Below are 15,704 nucleotides of genomic sequence, written 5' to 3'. Positions count from 1 at the left end.
TGCAGGTCGCGCGGGCAGGGTCGCCCGCGCGAGTTCGGGAGGGTCTCATGTCACGGATACTGCGGGCGACCGCGTTCGCCGGGGTCTTCGCCCTGACGCTCACCGGGTGCGGGGGCGTCGGCGGCGACAGCGGCGCGGGGGGCGGCACCGCCACCAAGGGCACGCTCAGCACCATGGGTTTCGGCTTCTCCGACGAGATCGCCACCACCCGCGTGGACGCGTTCAAGCGCGACCACCCCGACGTGGACCTGAAGGTCACCGAGGGCGCCTTCGACGAGCAGCAGTTCCTCTCCGCGGTCGCCTCGGGCAACCCGCCGGACCTGGTCTACATGGACCGCAAGCTGATCGGCACGTACGCCAAGCGCGGCTCGATCCAGCCACTGACCGACTGCGTCAAGAAGCAGGACATCGATCTGGAGCAGTACCGGCCGGCCGCTCGCGCCCAGGTCACCCTGGACGGCACCGTCTACGGCATCCCGGAGTTCTCCACCGTCCGGGTGGTCTACCTCAACGAGGGGCTGCTCAAGCAGGCCGGGATGACCGCCGACCAGGTCAACCTGGGCGACTGGGCCGCGCTGCCCGGGCTCAACGCCAAGCTGGCCTCGGTCTCCGGTGGCCGGCTCTCCCGGATCGGCATCGACCCGAAGATCCCCGAGTTCCTGCCGATGTGGGCCAAGGCCAACGGCGCCGACATGCTCTCCGCCGATGGCCGCACCGCGAAGCTGGACGACCCGAAGGTGATCGAGGCGCTGACCACCGGCGTGAACCTGATCCAGCAGCAGGGTGGCTGGGGCAGGTTCAAGTCGTTCCGGGACACCTTCGACTTCTTCGGCGCCCAGAACCCGCTGTCCAAGAACCAGATCGTGGCCTGGCCGATGGAGGAGTGGTTCCTCAACCAGGCGGCCAAGAACACCCCGACCGCCGAGCTGGTGGTCAAGCCGTTCGTGGACCGGCAGGGCAAGCCGCTGACCCAGTCCGCCGGGCAGGCCTGGGTGATCACCAAGGGCGCGAAGAACCCGGACGCCGCGTGCGCGTTCGTCAAGCAGATGACCGCCACCGACACCTGGGTGGCCGCCGCGAAGGCCCGGGCGGACGCCCGCAAGGCCGCCGGCCAGGCGTTCACCGGCGTCTACACCGCCAACGCCGAAGCCGACAAGAAGATCTTCGACGAGCTGTACCAGCCGACCGGCAACAAGCGCTTCGACGACGCGGTGGCCACCATCCGCTCGGTGCAGGACGCCGCGTTCGCGATGCCCGCCTCGCCGGCCGGCGCCGAGTTCGACAAGGCGTACTACGACGCGGTCAACCGGGTGCTCGCCGGCCAGGAGCAGCCCGCGGCGGCGTTGCAGCGGGCCCAGCGGGAGGCCACCGCCGCGCTGGACAAGGCCGCGAAGTAGCCCGGGATGGCCACCGTCACCGCTCCCGCCCCGGGCCGGCGTCGCCGTACGCCGCTGGCCCGGCGGGAGGCCCGCTGGGCGTACCTCTTCGTGGCGCCGTGGATCATCGGGTTCCTGATCTTCTACGCCGGGCCGATGGTCGCCAGCCTCTGGTTGAGCTTCACCGAGTACGACGTGATCAACCCGCCGGAGTACACGGGCCTGGACAACTACCGGGAGCTGATGAGCGACCCGGCGGTGGCCCGCAGCCTCGGCAACACGGTCTACTACACGGCGCTGCACGTGCCGCTGGTGATGCTCATCTCGCTCGGCCTGGCGCTGCTGCTCAAGCGGGTCGGCCGGTTGCAGGGCTTCTTCCGTACCGTCTTCTACCTGCCGGTGATGACCCCGGCGGTGGCGGTCGGCATCCTGTTCCTCCTGCTGCTCAACACCCAGGACGGCCTGATCAACAGGGCGCTCGGCCTGGTCGGGATCGCGGGTCCGAGTTGGACCACCGACCCGCACTGGGTGATGCCCGGCATCATCCTGATGAGCCTGTGGAGCCTCGGCTCGACGGTCATCATCTACCTGGCCGCGTTGCAGAACGTGCCCCGCGACCTGTACGAGGCGGCTGCCATCGACGGCGCGGGCGCCTGGGCCCGGTTCCGCTCGGTCACCCTGCCGATGATCTCGGGCGCGCTGTTCTTCACGCTGATCGTCAACACGATCGCGTCGCTGCAGATGTTCACCGAGGTCTACACCATGTACTTCGGCAACCGCGAGACCCAGAACTCCTTCAACAGCGACGCGGCCAGCTTCTACGTCATCCACCTGTTCCAGGAGGCGTTCCAGTTCCTGCACATGGGCTTCGCCTCGGCGATGGCCTGGTTGCTCTTCGTGATCATTTTGGTGATCACCCTGGTGCAGGTGAAACTCAGCAACCGGTTCGTGTACTACGAGGGAGAAGACCAGTGACTTCGATGATCGGCCACAACGGCGTGGCCAACGCGCGACGGACCCGACTGACCTCGGGCTGGGTGCCCGAGCAGCACACCGAGCCGCGCGAGTACGAGATCACCGACGGCCCGGTGGCCAACGCCCGGCGGTCCCGGGCCGAGGAGGATCCAGCGGCGGGGGAGCAGTCGTGACCACCGCCGTCGAACGCAGCGCCGTCGCACCGGTGTCCGGCCTCGAGCCGGACCGGGCGGCGGCGCGCCGCCCGGCCGTGCAGGAGGACGCCCGGCGGCCCCTCTGGCACCGGGTGCTGTTCGTGGCGGCGATGGTCGGCGCCGCGGTGATCTTCATGCTGCCGTTCGTCTGGCTGGTCAGCGCCTCGCTGCGCCCCCGCGAGTACGTCTTCGCCCCCGGCTTCCTGCCCACCCCGTTCGCGCCGGAGAACTACGCCGAGGCGTGGCGGGCCGTACCGCTGCTGACCTGGTTCGGAAACAGCGTGGTGGTCGGCGTGGCCGCCGCCGCCGCGGTGACCCTCTCCAGCGCCTGGGTGGCCTTCGGCTTCGCCTACTTCCGCTTCCCGGGTCGCAACCTTCTCTTCGGGCTGGTGCTCGCGACCATGATGCTGCCGTTCGCGGTCACCATGATCCCGACGTACCTGATCTGGTCGAACCTGGGGCTGACCGACACCCAGGTGCCGCTCTGGGCGGGCAACCTGTTCGGCTCGGCGTTCTACATCTTCCTGCTGCGGCAGTTCCTGCTCTCGCTGCCGCGTGAATACTTCGAGGCCGCCCGGGTGGACGGGGCGAGCTACCCGCAGCTGTTCTGGAAGCTGGCCTTCCCGCTGATCCGGCCGGCGCTGCTGGTCGCCTTCGTCTTCGAGTTCAAGGCCAGCTGGACGGACCTGCTCAAACCGCTGATCTACCTGCGCAACGAGCAGCTCTACACCCTGCCGCGCGGGCTCAAGGTGGTGCTGGACCGGTTCGGCTACGGCGGCGAGCAGCAGTGGGAGATCGTGCTCGCCGGCAGCGTGCTGGCCACCGTACCGATGATCATTCTGTTCTTCCTGGCCCAGCGGCACTTCGTCGAGGGCATCGCCACCACCGGTCGCAAGGGCTGACTGGACCGGGTGACTAGGCTCGACCGGGTGGAGCAGACCCGAGGCCGGTTCGCCGGGCCGCCGCTGACCCCCCGTACCGCCGTGATCTGGTCGGTGCTCCGCGCCGAGCTGGACCGGCGCGGCGACGCCGAGCTCACCGTGCTGGACGTGGGCGGCGGCACGGGCGGCTTCGCCGTCCCGCTGGCCCGGGCCGGGCACCGCGTCACCGTGGTCGACGCCAGCCCCGACGCGTTGGCCGCGCTCACCCGCCGGGCCGCCGAGGCCGGGGTGGCCGACCGCATCGCCGCCGTGCAGGGCGACGGCGACGCCCTCGCCGGGCTGGTCGAGCCGGCCGGCGTCGACCTCGTGCTCTGCCACGCCGTGCTGGAGGTCGTCGACGACCCGGCGCCGGTGGTGGCCGCGCTGGCCGCCGCGCTGCGCCCGGGCGGCGCGGCCAGCGTGCTGGTGGCCGGTCGGGCCGCCGCCGTGCTGGGCCGTGCCATGAACGGCCACCTGGACGTCGCCACCACCCTGGCCTCCGACCCGGCCGGCACCGCCGGGCCCCGGGACACCCTGCGCCGGCGCTACGACGCCCCCGGCGCCGCCGCGCTGCTCGCCGCCGCCGGGCTGGTGGTCGAGGAGATCCACGGGGTACGCGTCCTGGCCGACCTGCTGCCGGCCGCGGTCGCCGACGGGCAGCCCGCCGCCCTGGTCGAGCTGGAGCGGGCGCTCGCCGCCCAACCCCCGTACCGGGACCTCGCCGCCCAGCTGCACCTGTTCGCCCGCCGGCCGGCATGACCGTCCCGTCGGGTGGCACCCCCGCGCCGCTGGCCGTCCTCGGGCCGGACCACGGCGGCGGTCGCCTCACCGATGTGCTGCCCAGCGCGCTCGCCGTGCTGGGCGTTCCGGGGTCGGCCGATCCGCTCGGGCTCGTCCCCGCGCTGACCGGCGTACGCCGGATCGCCGTGCTGCTGGTCGACGGGCTCGGCTGGTACCAGCTGCCGACCGCCGCGCCGTACGCGCCAACTCTCGCCGGGCTCGCCGCCACGGTGGCCCGGCAACTCATCGCGGGCTTCCCGTCCACCACCCCGACCAGCCTGGTGTCGCTGGGCACCGGCGTCGCGCCGGGCGCACACGGGGTGCTCGGCTTCACCGTGCGGGTGCCCGGCACCGAACGGGTGCTCACCCACACCGACTGGGCCGCCGACCCGTCGCCGCTGCGCTGGCAGCCGGTGCCCACCCAGCTGGAGCGGGCCCGCGCCGCCGGGGTGGCGGTGAGCGTGGTGAGCCGGCCGGAGTTCGGTGGCAGCGGGTTGACCCTGGCGGCCAACCGGGGCGGTGACTTCCGGGGCGCCACCGGCGCGGACGGGTTGGCCGCCACCATGCTGGCCGCGCTGACCGCCGGTCACGGGCCCACCCTGGTCTCCGGTTACCACGCCGACCTGGACCGGCACGGCCACGTCAGCGGGGTCGACTCGGTGCCGTGGCGGATCGCCGCCAACGAGGTGGACCATCTCCTCGCCCGTCTGGTCGACGGGCTGCCGCCGGACGCCGCGCTGCTGGTGACGGCCGACCACGGGCAGCTCAACGTGCCCGCCACGCACCGCTTCGACCTGGACACCGACCCGCGGCTGCGCGACGGTGTGCGGCTGGTGGCCGGCGAGGCGCGGGTGCGCTACCTGCACGTCGCACCGGGTGCGGTCGACGACGTGGTGGCCGCCTGGTCGACGGTGCTCGGCGACGCGGCCCGGGTGCGCACCCGCGACGAGGTGGTGGCGTCCGGCTGGTTCGGGCCCGTGCCGGAGGAGCACCTGGGGCGCATCGGTGACGTCGTGGTGATCTGCAACGACACGTACGCGGTGCTGGCCACCCGCACCGAGCGGCCGATGGCGTCCCGGCTGGTGGCCTACCACGGGTCGGACACGGCCGCCGAGCTGACGGTGCCGCTGCTGGTCGTCCGCGGCTGATCCGCGTGCGGTCCGGCCCGGTGGTCGCTGGTGGTGTCGTACTCCCGGGTTAACCTGCCGGGATGGGCCGCAGTCAGTCGTTGCCCCGGGGCGGCGATCCGCGCTTCGGGCCGGACGCCGACGACTCCGACAGCCCGATCCTGCACGTCGACATGGACGCCTTCTTCGCGGCCGTCGAGGTGCGCCGCCGGCCCGAACTGCGCGGCAAAGCGGTCATCGTCGGCGGCGTCGGGCCGCGCGGCGTGGTCAGCTCGGCCAGCTACGAGGCCCGCCGTTACGGCGTACGCAGCGCGATGCCGACCAGCCAGGCGCGTGCCCGCTGCCCGCACGCCGTCTACCTGCCACCCGACTTCAGCGCCTACACGGCCGCCTCGCGCGCGGTGATGCAGATCTTCCGGGACGTCACCCCGCTGGTCGAGCCGCTCTCCCTCGACGAGGCGTTCCTCGATGTGACCGGCGCCCGCCGGCTGTTCGGCTCGCCGGCCGCCATCGCGCGGCTGATCCGCCGCCGGGTCGCCGAGGAGCAGGCGTTGACCTGCTCGGTCGGGGTCGCACCGAGCAAGTTCGTGGCCAAGCTGGGCTCCACCCGGGCCAAGCCCGACGGCCTGCTGGTCGTGCCACCCGGTCAGGTGCTCGACTTCCTGCACCCACTGCCGGTGGACGCCCTCTGGGGCGTGGGGGAGCGGGCCGCCGAGACGCTGCGCCGCTTCGGCCTGGCCACCGTCGGCGACCTCGCCGAGGCTCCGTTGGGCATGCTCCGCCGGGCGGTCGGTGCGGCGTCGGCGGCGCACCTGCACGAGCTGGCCTGGGGGCGGGACCCACGCCGGGTCAGTCCCGAGCACGTGGACAAGTCGATCGGCGCCGAGGTGACGTTCGACGCCGACGTGGCCGACCCGCTGGAGATCCGCCGCGCCCTGCTGGCCCTCAGCGCGAAGGTCGGTGTCCGCCTGCGCGGCTCCGGGCAGGTGGGGCGCACCGTGTCGCTCAAGGTGCGGCTGGCGGACTTCCGCACCGTCAACCGCTCCCGCACCCTCGGCGTGCCCACCGACACGGCCCGCGAGATGTTCGACACGGTCTGGGCGCTCTACACCGCGCTGGACCCGGGCGAGCGGATCCGGCTCGTCGGCGTCCGGGTGGAAGGGCTCGCCCCGGCGCAGGGGGCGCCCCGGCAGCTCACCCTCGGCGCGCCCGAGCGCGGATGGCGGGAGGCGGAAGCTGTCGCGGACGCCGCCGCTGCCCGATTCGGGCGGTCCGTCATAGGTCCGGCCAGTCTGTTAGCCGACCGTGACAGCCGTCGAAAGGAAAATCCGCCCCACCCATAGGTCGTCCCGCTTTCCGACGCGCGACCCCCCTCGTAGACTTGCGGGTAAGCAGCCGGTTGGCTGCCACGGTCTGTCGGCCCGAGTGGGCCCGACCAACGTGACCGGGGAGGAGTGCCGTGCCGCTCTCGGAGCACGAGCAGCGGCTGTTCGAGCAGATCGAGCGGTCGCTTGCCGAGGACCCCAAATTCGCCTCGGCCGTGCGCGCCAGCGATCCGCGCTTCCACGCGCGGCGTCGCCTGCTCGTCGCTGCCGGCGTGATCATCGCTGGCTTGGCTCTACTGGTCTATGGCGCGGTGATCAAGACTCCACCGCTGGCGGTGGCGGGCTTCGTCGTCATGCTGGCCTCGGCCGCGTTCGCGGTGCAGTCGCACCGGCGCGCGCAGTCACCCGACCTGCACGTGGTCGGCGGCACGACCAGTCGTCGCCGTCCCCGGGGCGGTGGCCGATCCGGTCGCCGGCCGTCGATCCTGGACCGCATGGAGGACAGGTGGCGGCAGCGCCCGGAGGGGCACCGCTGAGCCCGTCCCGCCACTGAGGCGGGCCGTACACCGCGACGAGCGGGTCGCCGGGAATCAGCCCCGGCGACCGCTGTCGTATCCGCACGCCCTGGCCCGGCGTGCTCTCGTCTCGCGTGCCCCCGTGCCGGGTGCTCTCGTCTCGCATGCCCCTCGTGCCGCGTGCTCTCCTGCTGCGGCGTGCCCTCGTGCCGGGCCTTTTCGTGCTCTCGTGCCCGCGACGGCGTGGGCGATCGAGGGTCTGGACGGGCGACGGTCGGGCCGGGGCGACGGTTCGTGGACCGTCGCCCCTGCCCGACGGGACGTCGCTCAGCGAGCCGCCCGGTCGGCCAGCAGCCGACGCGGATTCCAGCGCAGCAGCCGGTACCGGGCCCGCCCGGTCAACGCGACCAGCCGGCCGGAGGTGTCCGCCAGGGCGATCCGCCAGCGCTGCAACACCGACGGCGGCAGCACGGCGGCGAGCAGCCTGGTCCGCCGGTCGGCCTGGGCGGCCAGCGCGCTGCGGACCGCCCGCAACGCCGGTAGCAGCCGCTCACCGGTCAGCGGGTCCCGCGCGTAACGTGCCCGCTCCTCCGCCCGGCCGAGCAGTCGGGCGGCGCCGACAGCGGCGGTGTCGTCGGTGAAGGTCTCCCGGACCAGCCGGTCCGCGGTCGCCCGGGGCGTCTCGGTCCGGTCGACCCGGACCTTGAAGTCCACCAGCGTGTCGAGCAGTTCCGCCCAGGCGGCGTGCGCGTCCGCGCGGGCCGCGTCGGCGTCCACCCTGACCACCATCACCGGGGCCCCGTCGACCGGGGCGGACTGTTTGGCGGTGGCGGCCGCCGCGGCGGCCTCCGCCCGGGCACCCCGCCGTCGGCGCAGCGCCAGCCGACGTAGCGCCGGCACCGCCAGCAGTGCCAGCAGGACCAGGACACCCGCCGCCCACCAGGGCCACACCGGTGCCTGCTCGGTCGGCGTCTCGCCGCCGAGGGAGAGCCCGCTGTCGGTGTCCCGGTCGGCGTTGTCCGGACCGGCCGGCCCGGCCGACGCGTCCGGGCCCGCCGGGGTGTCCGTGGTGCCGGTGCCCGGGCTGGTCGGTTCCGGCGCGTCGGTGTCCGGCGCCCACGCCGAACGGGTGGAGCCGGGCACCCCGTACGTCGGGGTCGCGTCGAACGGCACCCAGCCGACCCCGTTGAAGTAGACCTCGGTCCAGGCGTGCAGGTTGAGGTTGGTCAACGTGTAGGTGTCGCCGTCGCGCTTGCTGCCGTTGGTGAACCCGAACGCCACCCGGGCCGGGATACCGGCCGCGCGGACCAGCCAGGCCATCGCGGCGGCGTACTGCTGGCAGTAGCCGACCTTGTTGGTCAGGAAGTTGACGATGTCCTGGCCGCTGCTGCCGCTCTCGGTGCTGAGCCGGTAGCTGAACCCGTTGTCCGCCGAGAAGTGCTGGTAGATCGCCAACACGCGGTCGTAGTCGGTGCGCTTGCCCTGGACCAGCCCTTTGACCAGCTCCTCCACCTCGGGCACCGGCGCCGGGGTGGCGGTCAACTGCCGGCGGACCGGGTGGTCGGCCGGCAGCGGCTGCGCGGCGCGCAGCGCCGCCGGGGTGTACGTCGAGCGGATGTAGTCGAACGAGTACTTCTTGCCCCGGGAGTTTTCCCGGTTGGAGAAGACGACCTGCTGGTTGGGGTCGTAGAGCCAGTTGCCGTTGAGGTCCTCGGTCCGCACCGGCTCCGCGTACACCGGCAGCAGGGACATGCTCAGGCTCTTGGTGACCTCGACGGTGGCCCGGTACGGCGTCTGCTGCACCCCTCGGCCGGCACGCTCGCCCGGGTCCGGGAGGTCCCGGTTGGCCGGCCGGCCACTCGGGCTGCGCGCCTGGAAGCCACCGGGACGCAGCTCGTCGGCGACGGCGTAGCGCAGGTAGAACGGGGTCGGCTCGGACGTGGTCACCTTGACCAGGTCGCTCACCTCGGACTGGTTGAGCTGGCCGGCGAGCGAGGCGAACAGGTCGATGCGGCCCGACGAGCCGGCGCCCGCCCGGCCGTTGCCGGTGCCGTTGCCCGTCCCGCCTCCGAGGGTGTCGAGCAGCCCACCGGTCATGCCCGGCACGGCCAGCGGCAGCGCCACGGCCAGCGCGACCCCGACCGCCGCGAGCCGGCGACCGGCGGCGGCCAGGGGCGAGGCCTCCCAGACGTCGACGTCGCGGCCGTCACCGGTGAAGCGGCGGCCGAAGCGGCGCACCCGGTCGACGTTGTCGGTGACCAGCAGCCAGAGGTACCCGGCGGCACCCACCACGAACGGCACCGCGGGAACGCTGTCCACGTAGACGGCGACGGGCACCGAGTAGATGGCGAGCATCGGCAGCCCGGCCAGCGCGGGTCGGCGCAGCCCCACCGCCAGCACGTCCACCAGGACGGCCACCCCGCCGACGCCGAGCACGGTGATGAACAGCAGCGGGTCGGTGTCCGGCACCTCGACGCCGTACGAGCGCATGTCCTGCATGGAGCCGGTGAACAGGTCGGCGAAGTGCCCGAACGTGGTCGGCGTCGGCAGGAAGGTCAGCAGCTCCGCGCCACTGGGGAACAGCCAGGTCAGTGCGAGCACCAGGGCGGCCAGCATGCCGAGCACCTGACCCCACAGGGGTGCCCGGACGAGCCGGGTCAGCGCGGCGACCCCGGCCACCACGGCGACCGCGATCGCGGACTGGATCAGCCACGTCCAGGTCTCGAAGATGGCCGACAGCGGTGCGGCGGCGAGCAGCGTGGCAGCGGCCGCCACCGCGCCGATGTTCCGACTGGCGATCATGAGGGGGACCTTCCGTTCATCGCACGCCGCCGGCGACCGTCTCGGCCAGCGCGGCGCGCAGGGCGAAGCCCTGGGAACCCCGGCCCGCCTGCGGCCAGAGCGTCGGCAGCCGGCTGCCGTGGTCGACGCCGACCACCCGCCAGCCGCTCTGCAACATGGCGAGCGCGGCGGCGCCGTGCGCGTGCTCCGCCTCGGCCCGGGCCTTCTCCGGCAGGCTCAGCCAGGTGGAGCTGTCCAACAGGAAACCGACGCAGGTGGCGCCGTTGCCCCGCAGCCCGGCCAGCAGCTCGGCCTCGGCCACACTCACCGCCCCGAACAACCCGATGATCAGGCCGCCGTCGGCGCGTTGCCGGACCCGCTGCACCAGGCCGGTCACCTCGGCCCGCTGGTCCAACCGGACCTCGGCGAGGTGGTCGAGCAGCGCCCCGTCGCCGCCGGCCTCGGAGGCGTCCACGTCGACGCCGGAGCCGGTGACCAGGCGCAGCTTGTAGCCGGCCTGCCGCAGGTGCACGGCGATGCTCGCGGCGGCGGAGACCGCCCACTCGAAACTCGCCGTCGGCCCGTCGCCACGGTGGCCGTACGCGCGGGTGTCCAACACGACCGTGGCGCGGCTCTCCCACGGCTGCTCCTCGCGCCGCACCATGAGCTCGCCGGTGCGGGCGGTGGACTTCCAGTGCACGCGACGCAGGTCGTCGCCGCGCCGGTACTCCCGGGTCGCCGCGTCGTCCTCACCGTGCACCGCCACCGAGCGGGCCCGGCTGTCGCCGCTGCCCGCGTACTCACCGGGGAGCCGGACCGACGGCAGGGGGGTGACCTGCGGGATGACCGTCAGGTGGTCGGTGCTGGGAAAGGCCCGGCTCAGCTCGCAGAGACCGAACGGATCGCTCATCCGGACCACCAGCGGGCCCACGTCGTAGCGGCCCCGCACGTCGGCCCGGACGGTGTACGCCACGGAGCTGGCCTGCTGTGCGCCGAGCCGCTCCAGCACCACCCGGGGCCGGCTGCCCAGCGCGTAGGGCAGCCGGTCCTCCAACAGCAGGGTGCCGGTCGGCAGTCGGGACAGGTTCTGCAGGCGCAGCACCACGCGCGAGTTGGCACCGACCGGGACCCGGTGCGGGTCCAGCGACCGGTTGCAGGCCAGCTTGTAGCGGCTGCGTCCGACGTAGGCGGCGGCCAGCAGCGGCAGGACGGCCAGCAGCACGGCGACCCGGAGCAGGTCCTTCTCCCCGAGGATGCCGGCCGAGATCGCCGCCGCGACCGCGGCGGCCAGGAACGAGCGCCCGCGGGTGGTCAGCCCGCGCAGCCCGGCACGCACGTCACGGCCTCCGCGGCTCGTAGGGCGCGCGACCGTTGCCGGTGGCGGGCCGGGTGTCGTAGGGGGAGCGCTGCCGGTCGTGTGGCAGCGGCAGTCGGTGCACCAACTCGGAGACGATCGCGTCGGTGGTGCGCCGGGCGAGCTGGGCGTCGGCGGTGGGGATGATCCGGTGCGCCAGCACCGGCACCGCGAGAGCCTGGAGATCGTCGGGGAGGACGTAGTCGCGCCCCTCCAGGGCGGCGACCGCCCGGGCGGTGCGCAGCAGCTGAAGGGTCGCCCGGGGGGAGGCGCCCAGGCGCAGGTCGGGGGCCTCGCGGGTGGCGGTGACCAGGTCGATGGCGTACTGCTTGACCGCGTCCGCGACGTGCACCTGCCGGACGGTGGCGATGAGCTGCCGGACGATGTCCGCGTCGGAGACCGGGCGCAGCTCGTTCAGCGGGTCGGTGCCGCCGTGCCCGTCCAGCATCGCCAGCTCGGCGCCGGCGTCCGGGTAACCCATGGCGATCCGGGCGGTGAACCGGTCGCGCTGCGCCTCGGGCAGCGGGTACGTCCCCTCCATCTCGATCGGGTTCTGGGTGGCGATGACCATGAAGGGGGTCTGCAGCTGGTAGGTCACGCCGTCGACGGTGACCTGTCGCTCCTCCATGCACTCCAGCAGCGCCGACTGGGTCTTCGGCGAGGCGCGGTTGATCTCGTCGCCGACGACCAGGTTGGCGAAGACAGCGCCGGGGCGGAACTCGAAGTCGTGCGTTTCCTGGTTGTAGACGCTGACACCGGTGACATCGCTGGGCAGCAGGTCGGGGGTGAACTGGATCCGCCGCACGGTGCAGTCGATGGACCGCGCCAGGGCCTTGGCCAGCTTGGTCTTGCCGACGCCGGGTACGTCTTCGATGAGGAGGTGACCCTCGGCGAGCAGGACGGCCAGGGCGAGCCGCACGGTGGCGGTCTTACCCTCGATGACCTGCTCGATGTTGGCCACGATGGCCTCGCTGGCGGCGCGGAACTCGTCATGCGGCAACAGGCCGCCGACCTCGTCCCAGGTCTGTTGTGTCACGGGCCTCCTCCTCGTCGCCGTCACGGCAGCTCTGAATAGAGCACCTGGACCCGCCGTTGGGTTCGCGACGTCGAGCCTCGTTTGCCGCAGAATTCTCACTGGCCTCTCAGGCTAACCATGTTTGTCGTTCTCGCCGACCCCCGCAGGTAGTCCGTCGGTTACGCACCGATATTCGCCGGGTTGGGGGACGGGCCCGCCGGCCCCGGCCCGTGCCGGCGGCGGGGTACACTGCCGGACATGGCCGGAGTCTTCCTGCTTCTTATCGGGCCGTGCTGATGCGCTGAACGCGCGACAGCACGGCGGCCCCTCCTGCGTGAGGGGCATTTTTGTGCCCGTCGCCGGCCCGGCCCGGCGGTGCCGAGACGAAGCGAAGCGAAGCGAGGAGAGACGATGAGTGAGGCAGCCGCACCGGCGGGCGACATTCCCCCGTTCCGGTACACCGCGGCCCTGGCCGACGAGATCGAAAACCGTTGGCAGGACACCTGGGCGCGCGAGGGCACCTTCCACGCCCCGAACCCGACCGGCCCGCTGGCCGACCCGGACCACCCCCGGGCCGGCGCGGAGAAGCTGTACGTGCTGGACATGTTCCCGTACCCGTCCGGCGCCGGCCTGCACGTCGGCCACCCGCTGGGCTACATCGGCACCGACTGCTACGCCCGCTACCAGCGGATGGCGGGGCGCAACGTGCTGCACGCCATGGGCTTCGACGCGTTCGGTCTGCCCGCCGAGCAGTACGCGGTGCAGACCGGCACCCACCCGCGGACCACCACGGTGGCGAACATCGAGCGGTACAAGGCGCAGCTGCGCCGGCTGGGGCTGGCGCACGACGAGCGCCGCTCGGTGGCGACCATCGACACCGACTTCTACCGCTGGACCCAGTGGATTTTCCTGCAGATCTTCAACTCCTGGTACGACCGCGAGGCGGGCCGGGCTCGCCCGATCGCCGAGCTGATCGCCGAGTTCGAGGGCGGTAACCGGTCCACACCGGACGGGCGCGCCTGGGCCGAGCTGAGCGTCGCCGAGCGCCGCCAGGTCGTCGACGACCACCGGCTGGCGTACGTCTCGCAGGCGCCGGTGAACTGGTGCCCGGGCCTGGGCACCGTGCTGGCCAACGAGGAGGTCACCGCCGACGGCCGCTCCGAGCGGGGCAACTTCCCGGTCTTCAAGCGCAACCTGAAGCAGTGGATGATGCGGATCACCGCGTACGGCGACCGGCTGCTGGACGACCTGGACAGCCTGGACTGGCCCGAGCCGATCAAGCTGATGCAGCGCAACTGGATCGGCCGATCCACCGGCGCGCACATCGACTTCCCCACCGAGCGGGAGCCGATCCGGGTGTTCACCACCCGGCCGGACACCATCTTCGGGGCGACCTACATGGTGCTGGCACCCGAGCACGAGCTGGTCGACACGCTGGTGCCGGCCGCCTGGCCGGAGGGGACGCGGGACGCCTGGACCGGCGGGCACGCCAGCCCCCGGGTGGCCGTCGAGGCGTACCGCAAGGCGGCGGCGGCCAAGACCGACGTCGAGCGGCAGTCCGACACCAAGGAGAAGACCGGCGTCTTCATCGGCGCGTACGCCACCAACCCGGTCACCGGCGGGCAGATCCCGATCTTCATCGCGGACTACGTGCTGGCCGGCTACGGCACCGGCGCGATCATGGCGGTGCCGGCGCAGGACGAGCGGGACTGGGCGTTCGCCGAGGTCTTCGAGCTGCCCATCGTGCGTACCGTGCAGCCGGCGGAGGGGTTCGACGGCAAGGCGTACACCGGGGACGGCCCGGCGATCAACAGCGCCGCGCCCGAGCGCGGTCTGGACCTGGACGGCCTGGGGGTCGCCGACGCCAAGGCGGCGATCATCGCCTGGCTGGAGGCGAACGGGCACGGCGCCGGCGCGGTGACCTACCGGCTGCGGGACTGGCTGTTCTCGCGGCAGCGCTACTGGGGTGAGCCGTTCCCGATCGTCTACGACTCCACCGGCGCGGCCATCGCCCTGCCCGAGGAGATGCTGCCGGTCGAGCTGCCCGAGGTCGACGACTTCTCGCCGAAGACGTTCGACCCGAACGACGGCGACTCCAACCCGGAGACCCCGCTGTCGCGCCGCCGCGACTGGGTCGAGGTGGAGCTGGACCTGGGCGACGGGCCGAAGCGGTACACGCGGGAGACCAACGTGATGCCGCAGTGGGCCGGCTCCTGCTGGTACGAGCTGCGCTACCTGGACCCGACCAACAGCGGGCGGTTCGTCGACGCGGAGAACGAGCGGTACTGGATGGGCCCGCGCGCCGACGGCGACTGCGGGGGCACCGACCTGTACGTCGGCGGCGCCGAGCACGCCGTGCTGCACCTGCTGTACGCGCGGTTCTGGCACAAGGTGCTGTACGACCTGGGTCACGTGTCGTCGTTCGAGCCGTTCCGCAAGCTGTTCAACCAGGGCATGATCCAGGCGTACGCGTACACCGACTCGCGCGGCAGCTACGTGCAGGCCGAGGACGTCATCGAGCGCGACGGCGGTTACTACCTGGGCGACGAGGTGGTCAACCGCGAGTACGGCAAGATGGGCAAGTCGCTGAAGAACGTGGTGACCCCCGACGACATGTGCGCGGCGTACGGCGCGGACACCTTCCGGGTGTACGAGATGTCGATGGGCCCGCTGGAGGTGTCCCGCCCCTGGGAGACCCGGGCGGTCGTCGGGTCGTACCGGTTCCTGCAGCGGGTCTGGCGGGCCGTGGTCGACGAGGAGACCGGCGCGCTGCGGATCACCGAGGACCCGGCCGACGAGGCGACCCGCCGGCTGCTGCACAAGGTGATCGACGGCGTCCGCGGCGACATGGACGGCATCCGGTTCAACACGGCGATCGCCAAGCTGATCCAGCTGACCAACGGGCTGACCGGGCTGTCGGCGACGCCGCGTGAGGTGGCCGAGCCGCTGGTGCTGATGGTGGCGCCGTTCGCCCCGCACCTGGCCGAGGAGCTGTGGCGGCGGCTGGGTCACGAGACCTCGCTGACCTACGTGGACTTCCCGACGGCCGACCCGGCGCTGCTGGTGGCGGACACGGTGACCTATCCGGTGCAGGTCAACGGCAAGGTCCGTGGCCGCATCGAGGTCGCCGCCGACGCGTCCGAGGAGTCGGTCCGTGCCGCCGCGCTGGACGCGGTGGCCGCCGCCCTAGCCGGCAAGGAACCCCGCAAGGTCATCGTCGTGAAGGGCCGGATGGTCTCCGTCGTCGCCTGACGTCCCACCCACCCCACCCCACCCCGCGCCCCGCTCTCCAACACCCGCGATCTTGCACTTTCGGTCGCTGTTCTGCCCCTTGAGGGCGAA

At 72.6% G+C, this 15,704-nt stretch carries 12 protein-coding genes; 9 read left to right on the top strand and 3 right to left on the bottom strand.

The annotated features are described in order from the left end of the window. Nucleotides 1–47 precede the first annotated feature (47 nt). The 8 genes from ACTWLT_RS22465 to ACTWLT_RS22430 all read left to right on the top strand — a co-directional run bounded on the left by ACTWLT_RS22465 (nucleotide 48) and on the right by ACTWLT_RS22430 (nucleotide 7,233). Nucleotides 48–1,397 carry an extracellular solute-binding protein gene (locus tag ACTWLT_RS22465; protein ID WP_252418482.1) on the top strand — a complete coding sequence of 450 codons (1,350 nt, stop codon included), beginning with the start codon at nucleotides 48–50 and terminating at the stop codon, nucleotides 1,395–1,397. A 6-nt stretch (nucleotides 1,398–1,403) separates the two neighbouring features. Continuing rightward, entirely contained in the window at nucleotides 1,404–2,351 is a 948-nt protein-coding gene (locus ACTWLT_RS22460; protein WP_445320095.1) for a carbohydrate ABC transporter permease, read from the top strand. After that, nucleotides 2,348–2,524, top strand: a complete 177-nt coding sequence (locus ACTWLT_RS22455) for a hypothetical protein (protein ID WP_252418496.1) — start codon at nucleotides 2,348–2,350, stop codon at nucleotides 2,522–2,524. Before ACTWLT_RS22460 ends, ACTWLT_RS22455 begins: the two co-directional genes overlap by 4 nt. Further along, complete coding sequence (locus tag ACTWLT_RS22450; RefSeq protein ID WP_445320094.1) at nucleotides 2,521–3,447, top strand: carbohydrate ABC transporter permease; 927 nt, start codon at nucleotides 2,521–2,523, stop codon at nucleotides 3,445–3,447. The genes ACTWLT_RS22455 and ACTWLT_RS22450 overlap by 4 nt, the downstream gene beginning before the upstream one ends. A gap of 9 nt (nucleotides 3,448–3,456) precedes the next feature. Beyond that, nucleotides 3,457–4,224, top strand: coding sequence for a methyltransferase domain-containing protein (locus tag ACTWLT_RS22445; RefSeq protein ID WP_445320093.1), 768 nt, complete (start codon nucleotides 3,457–3,459; stop codon nucleotides 4,222–4,224). Beyond that, complete coding sequence (locus tag ACTWLT_RS22440; protein ID WP_445320092.1) at nucleotides 4,221–5,393, top strand: alkaline phosphatase family protein; 1,173 nt, start codon at nucleotides 4,221–4,223, stop codon at nucleotides 5,391–5,393. Before ACTWLT_RS22445 ends, ACTWLT_RS22440 begins: the two co-directional genes overlap by 4 nt. A gap of 62 nt (nucleotides 5,394–5,455) precedes the next feature. Then, the gene (locus ACTWLT_RS22435; RefSeq protein WP_445320091.1) at nucleotides 5,456–6,715 is read left to right on the top strand and encodes a DNA polymerase IV; all 1,260 of its coding nucleotides are present in this window, start codon (nucleotides 5,456–5,458) and stop codon (nucleotides 6,713–6,715) included. Nucleotides 6,716–6,831: 116 nt separating this feature from the next. After that, nucleotides 6,832–7,233: an SCO2097 family morphological protein gene (locus ACTWLT_RS22430; protein ID WP_109819242.1), complete on the top strand. Its 402-nt coding sequence runs from the start codon at nucleotides 6,832–6,834 to the stop codon at nucleotides 7,231–7,233. A gap of 306 nt (nucleotides 7,234–7,539) precedes the next feature. On the opposite strand, the gene ACTWLT_RS22425 is transcribed toward ACTWLT_RS22430, so the two are convergent. The 3 genes from ACTWLT_RS22425 to ACTWLT_RS22415 are packed head-to-tail and all read right to left on the bottom strand — an operon-like array spanning nucleotide 7,540 to nucleotide 12,383. Continuing rightward, complete coding sequence (locus tag ACTWLT_RS22425; RefSeq protein WP_445320090.1) at nucleotides 7,540–10,014, bottom strand: transglutaminase TgpA family protein; 2,475 nt, start codon at nucleotides 10,012–10,014, stop codon at nucleotides 7,540–7,542. A 16-nt stretch (nucleotides 10,015–10,030) separates the two neighbouring features. Further along, nucleotides 10,031–11,329, bottom strand: a complete 1,299-nt coding sequence (locus ACTWLT_RS22420) for a DUF58 domain-containing protein (RefSeq protein WP_252418475.1) — start codon at nucleotides 11,327–11,329, stop codon at nucleotides 10,031–10,033. A gap of 1 nt (nucleotide 11,330) precedes the next feature. Then, nucleotides 11,331–12,383, bottom strand: a complete 1,053-nt coding sequence (locus ACTWLT_RS22415) for an AAA family ATPase (protein ID WP_234590654.1) — start codon at nucleotides 12,381–12,383, stop codon at nucleotides 11,331–11,333. A 390-nt stretch (nucleotides 12,384–12,773) separates the two neighbouring features. Here ACTWLT_RS22415 and leuS point away from each other — a divergent pair, with 390 nt between their 5' ends. Further along, nucleotides 12,774–15,614, top strand: coding sequence for a leucine--tRNA ligase (gene leuS / locus ACTWLT_RS22410; protein WP_445320089.1), 2,841 nt, complete (start codon nucleotides 12,774–12,776; stop codon nucleotides 15,612–15,614). Nucleotides 15,615–15,704 lie beyond the last annotated feature (90 nt).

This window comes from Micromonospora yongxingensis, from assembly GCF_052601155.1.
The sequence above is the reverse complement of the archived record's forward strand: the minus strand, read 5'-3'. Positions and strand labels throughout refer to the sequence as shown.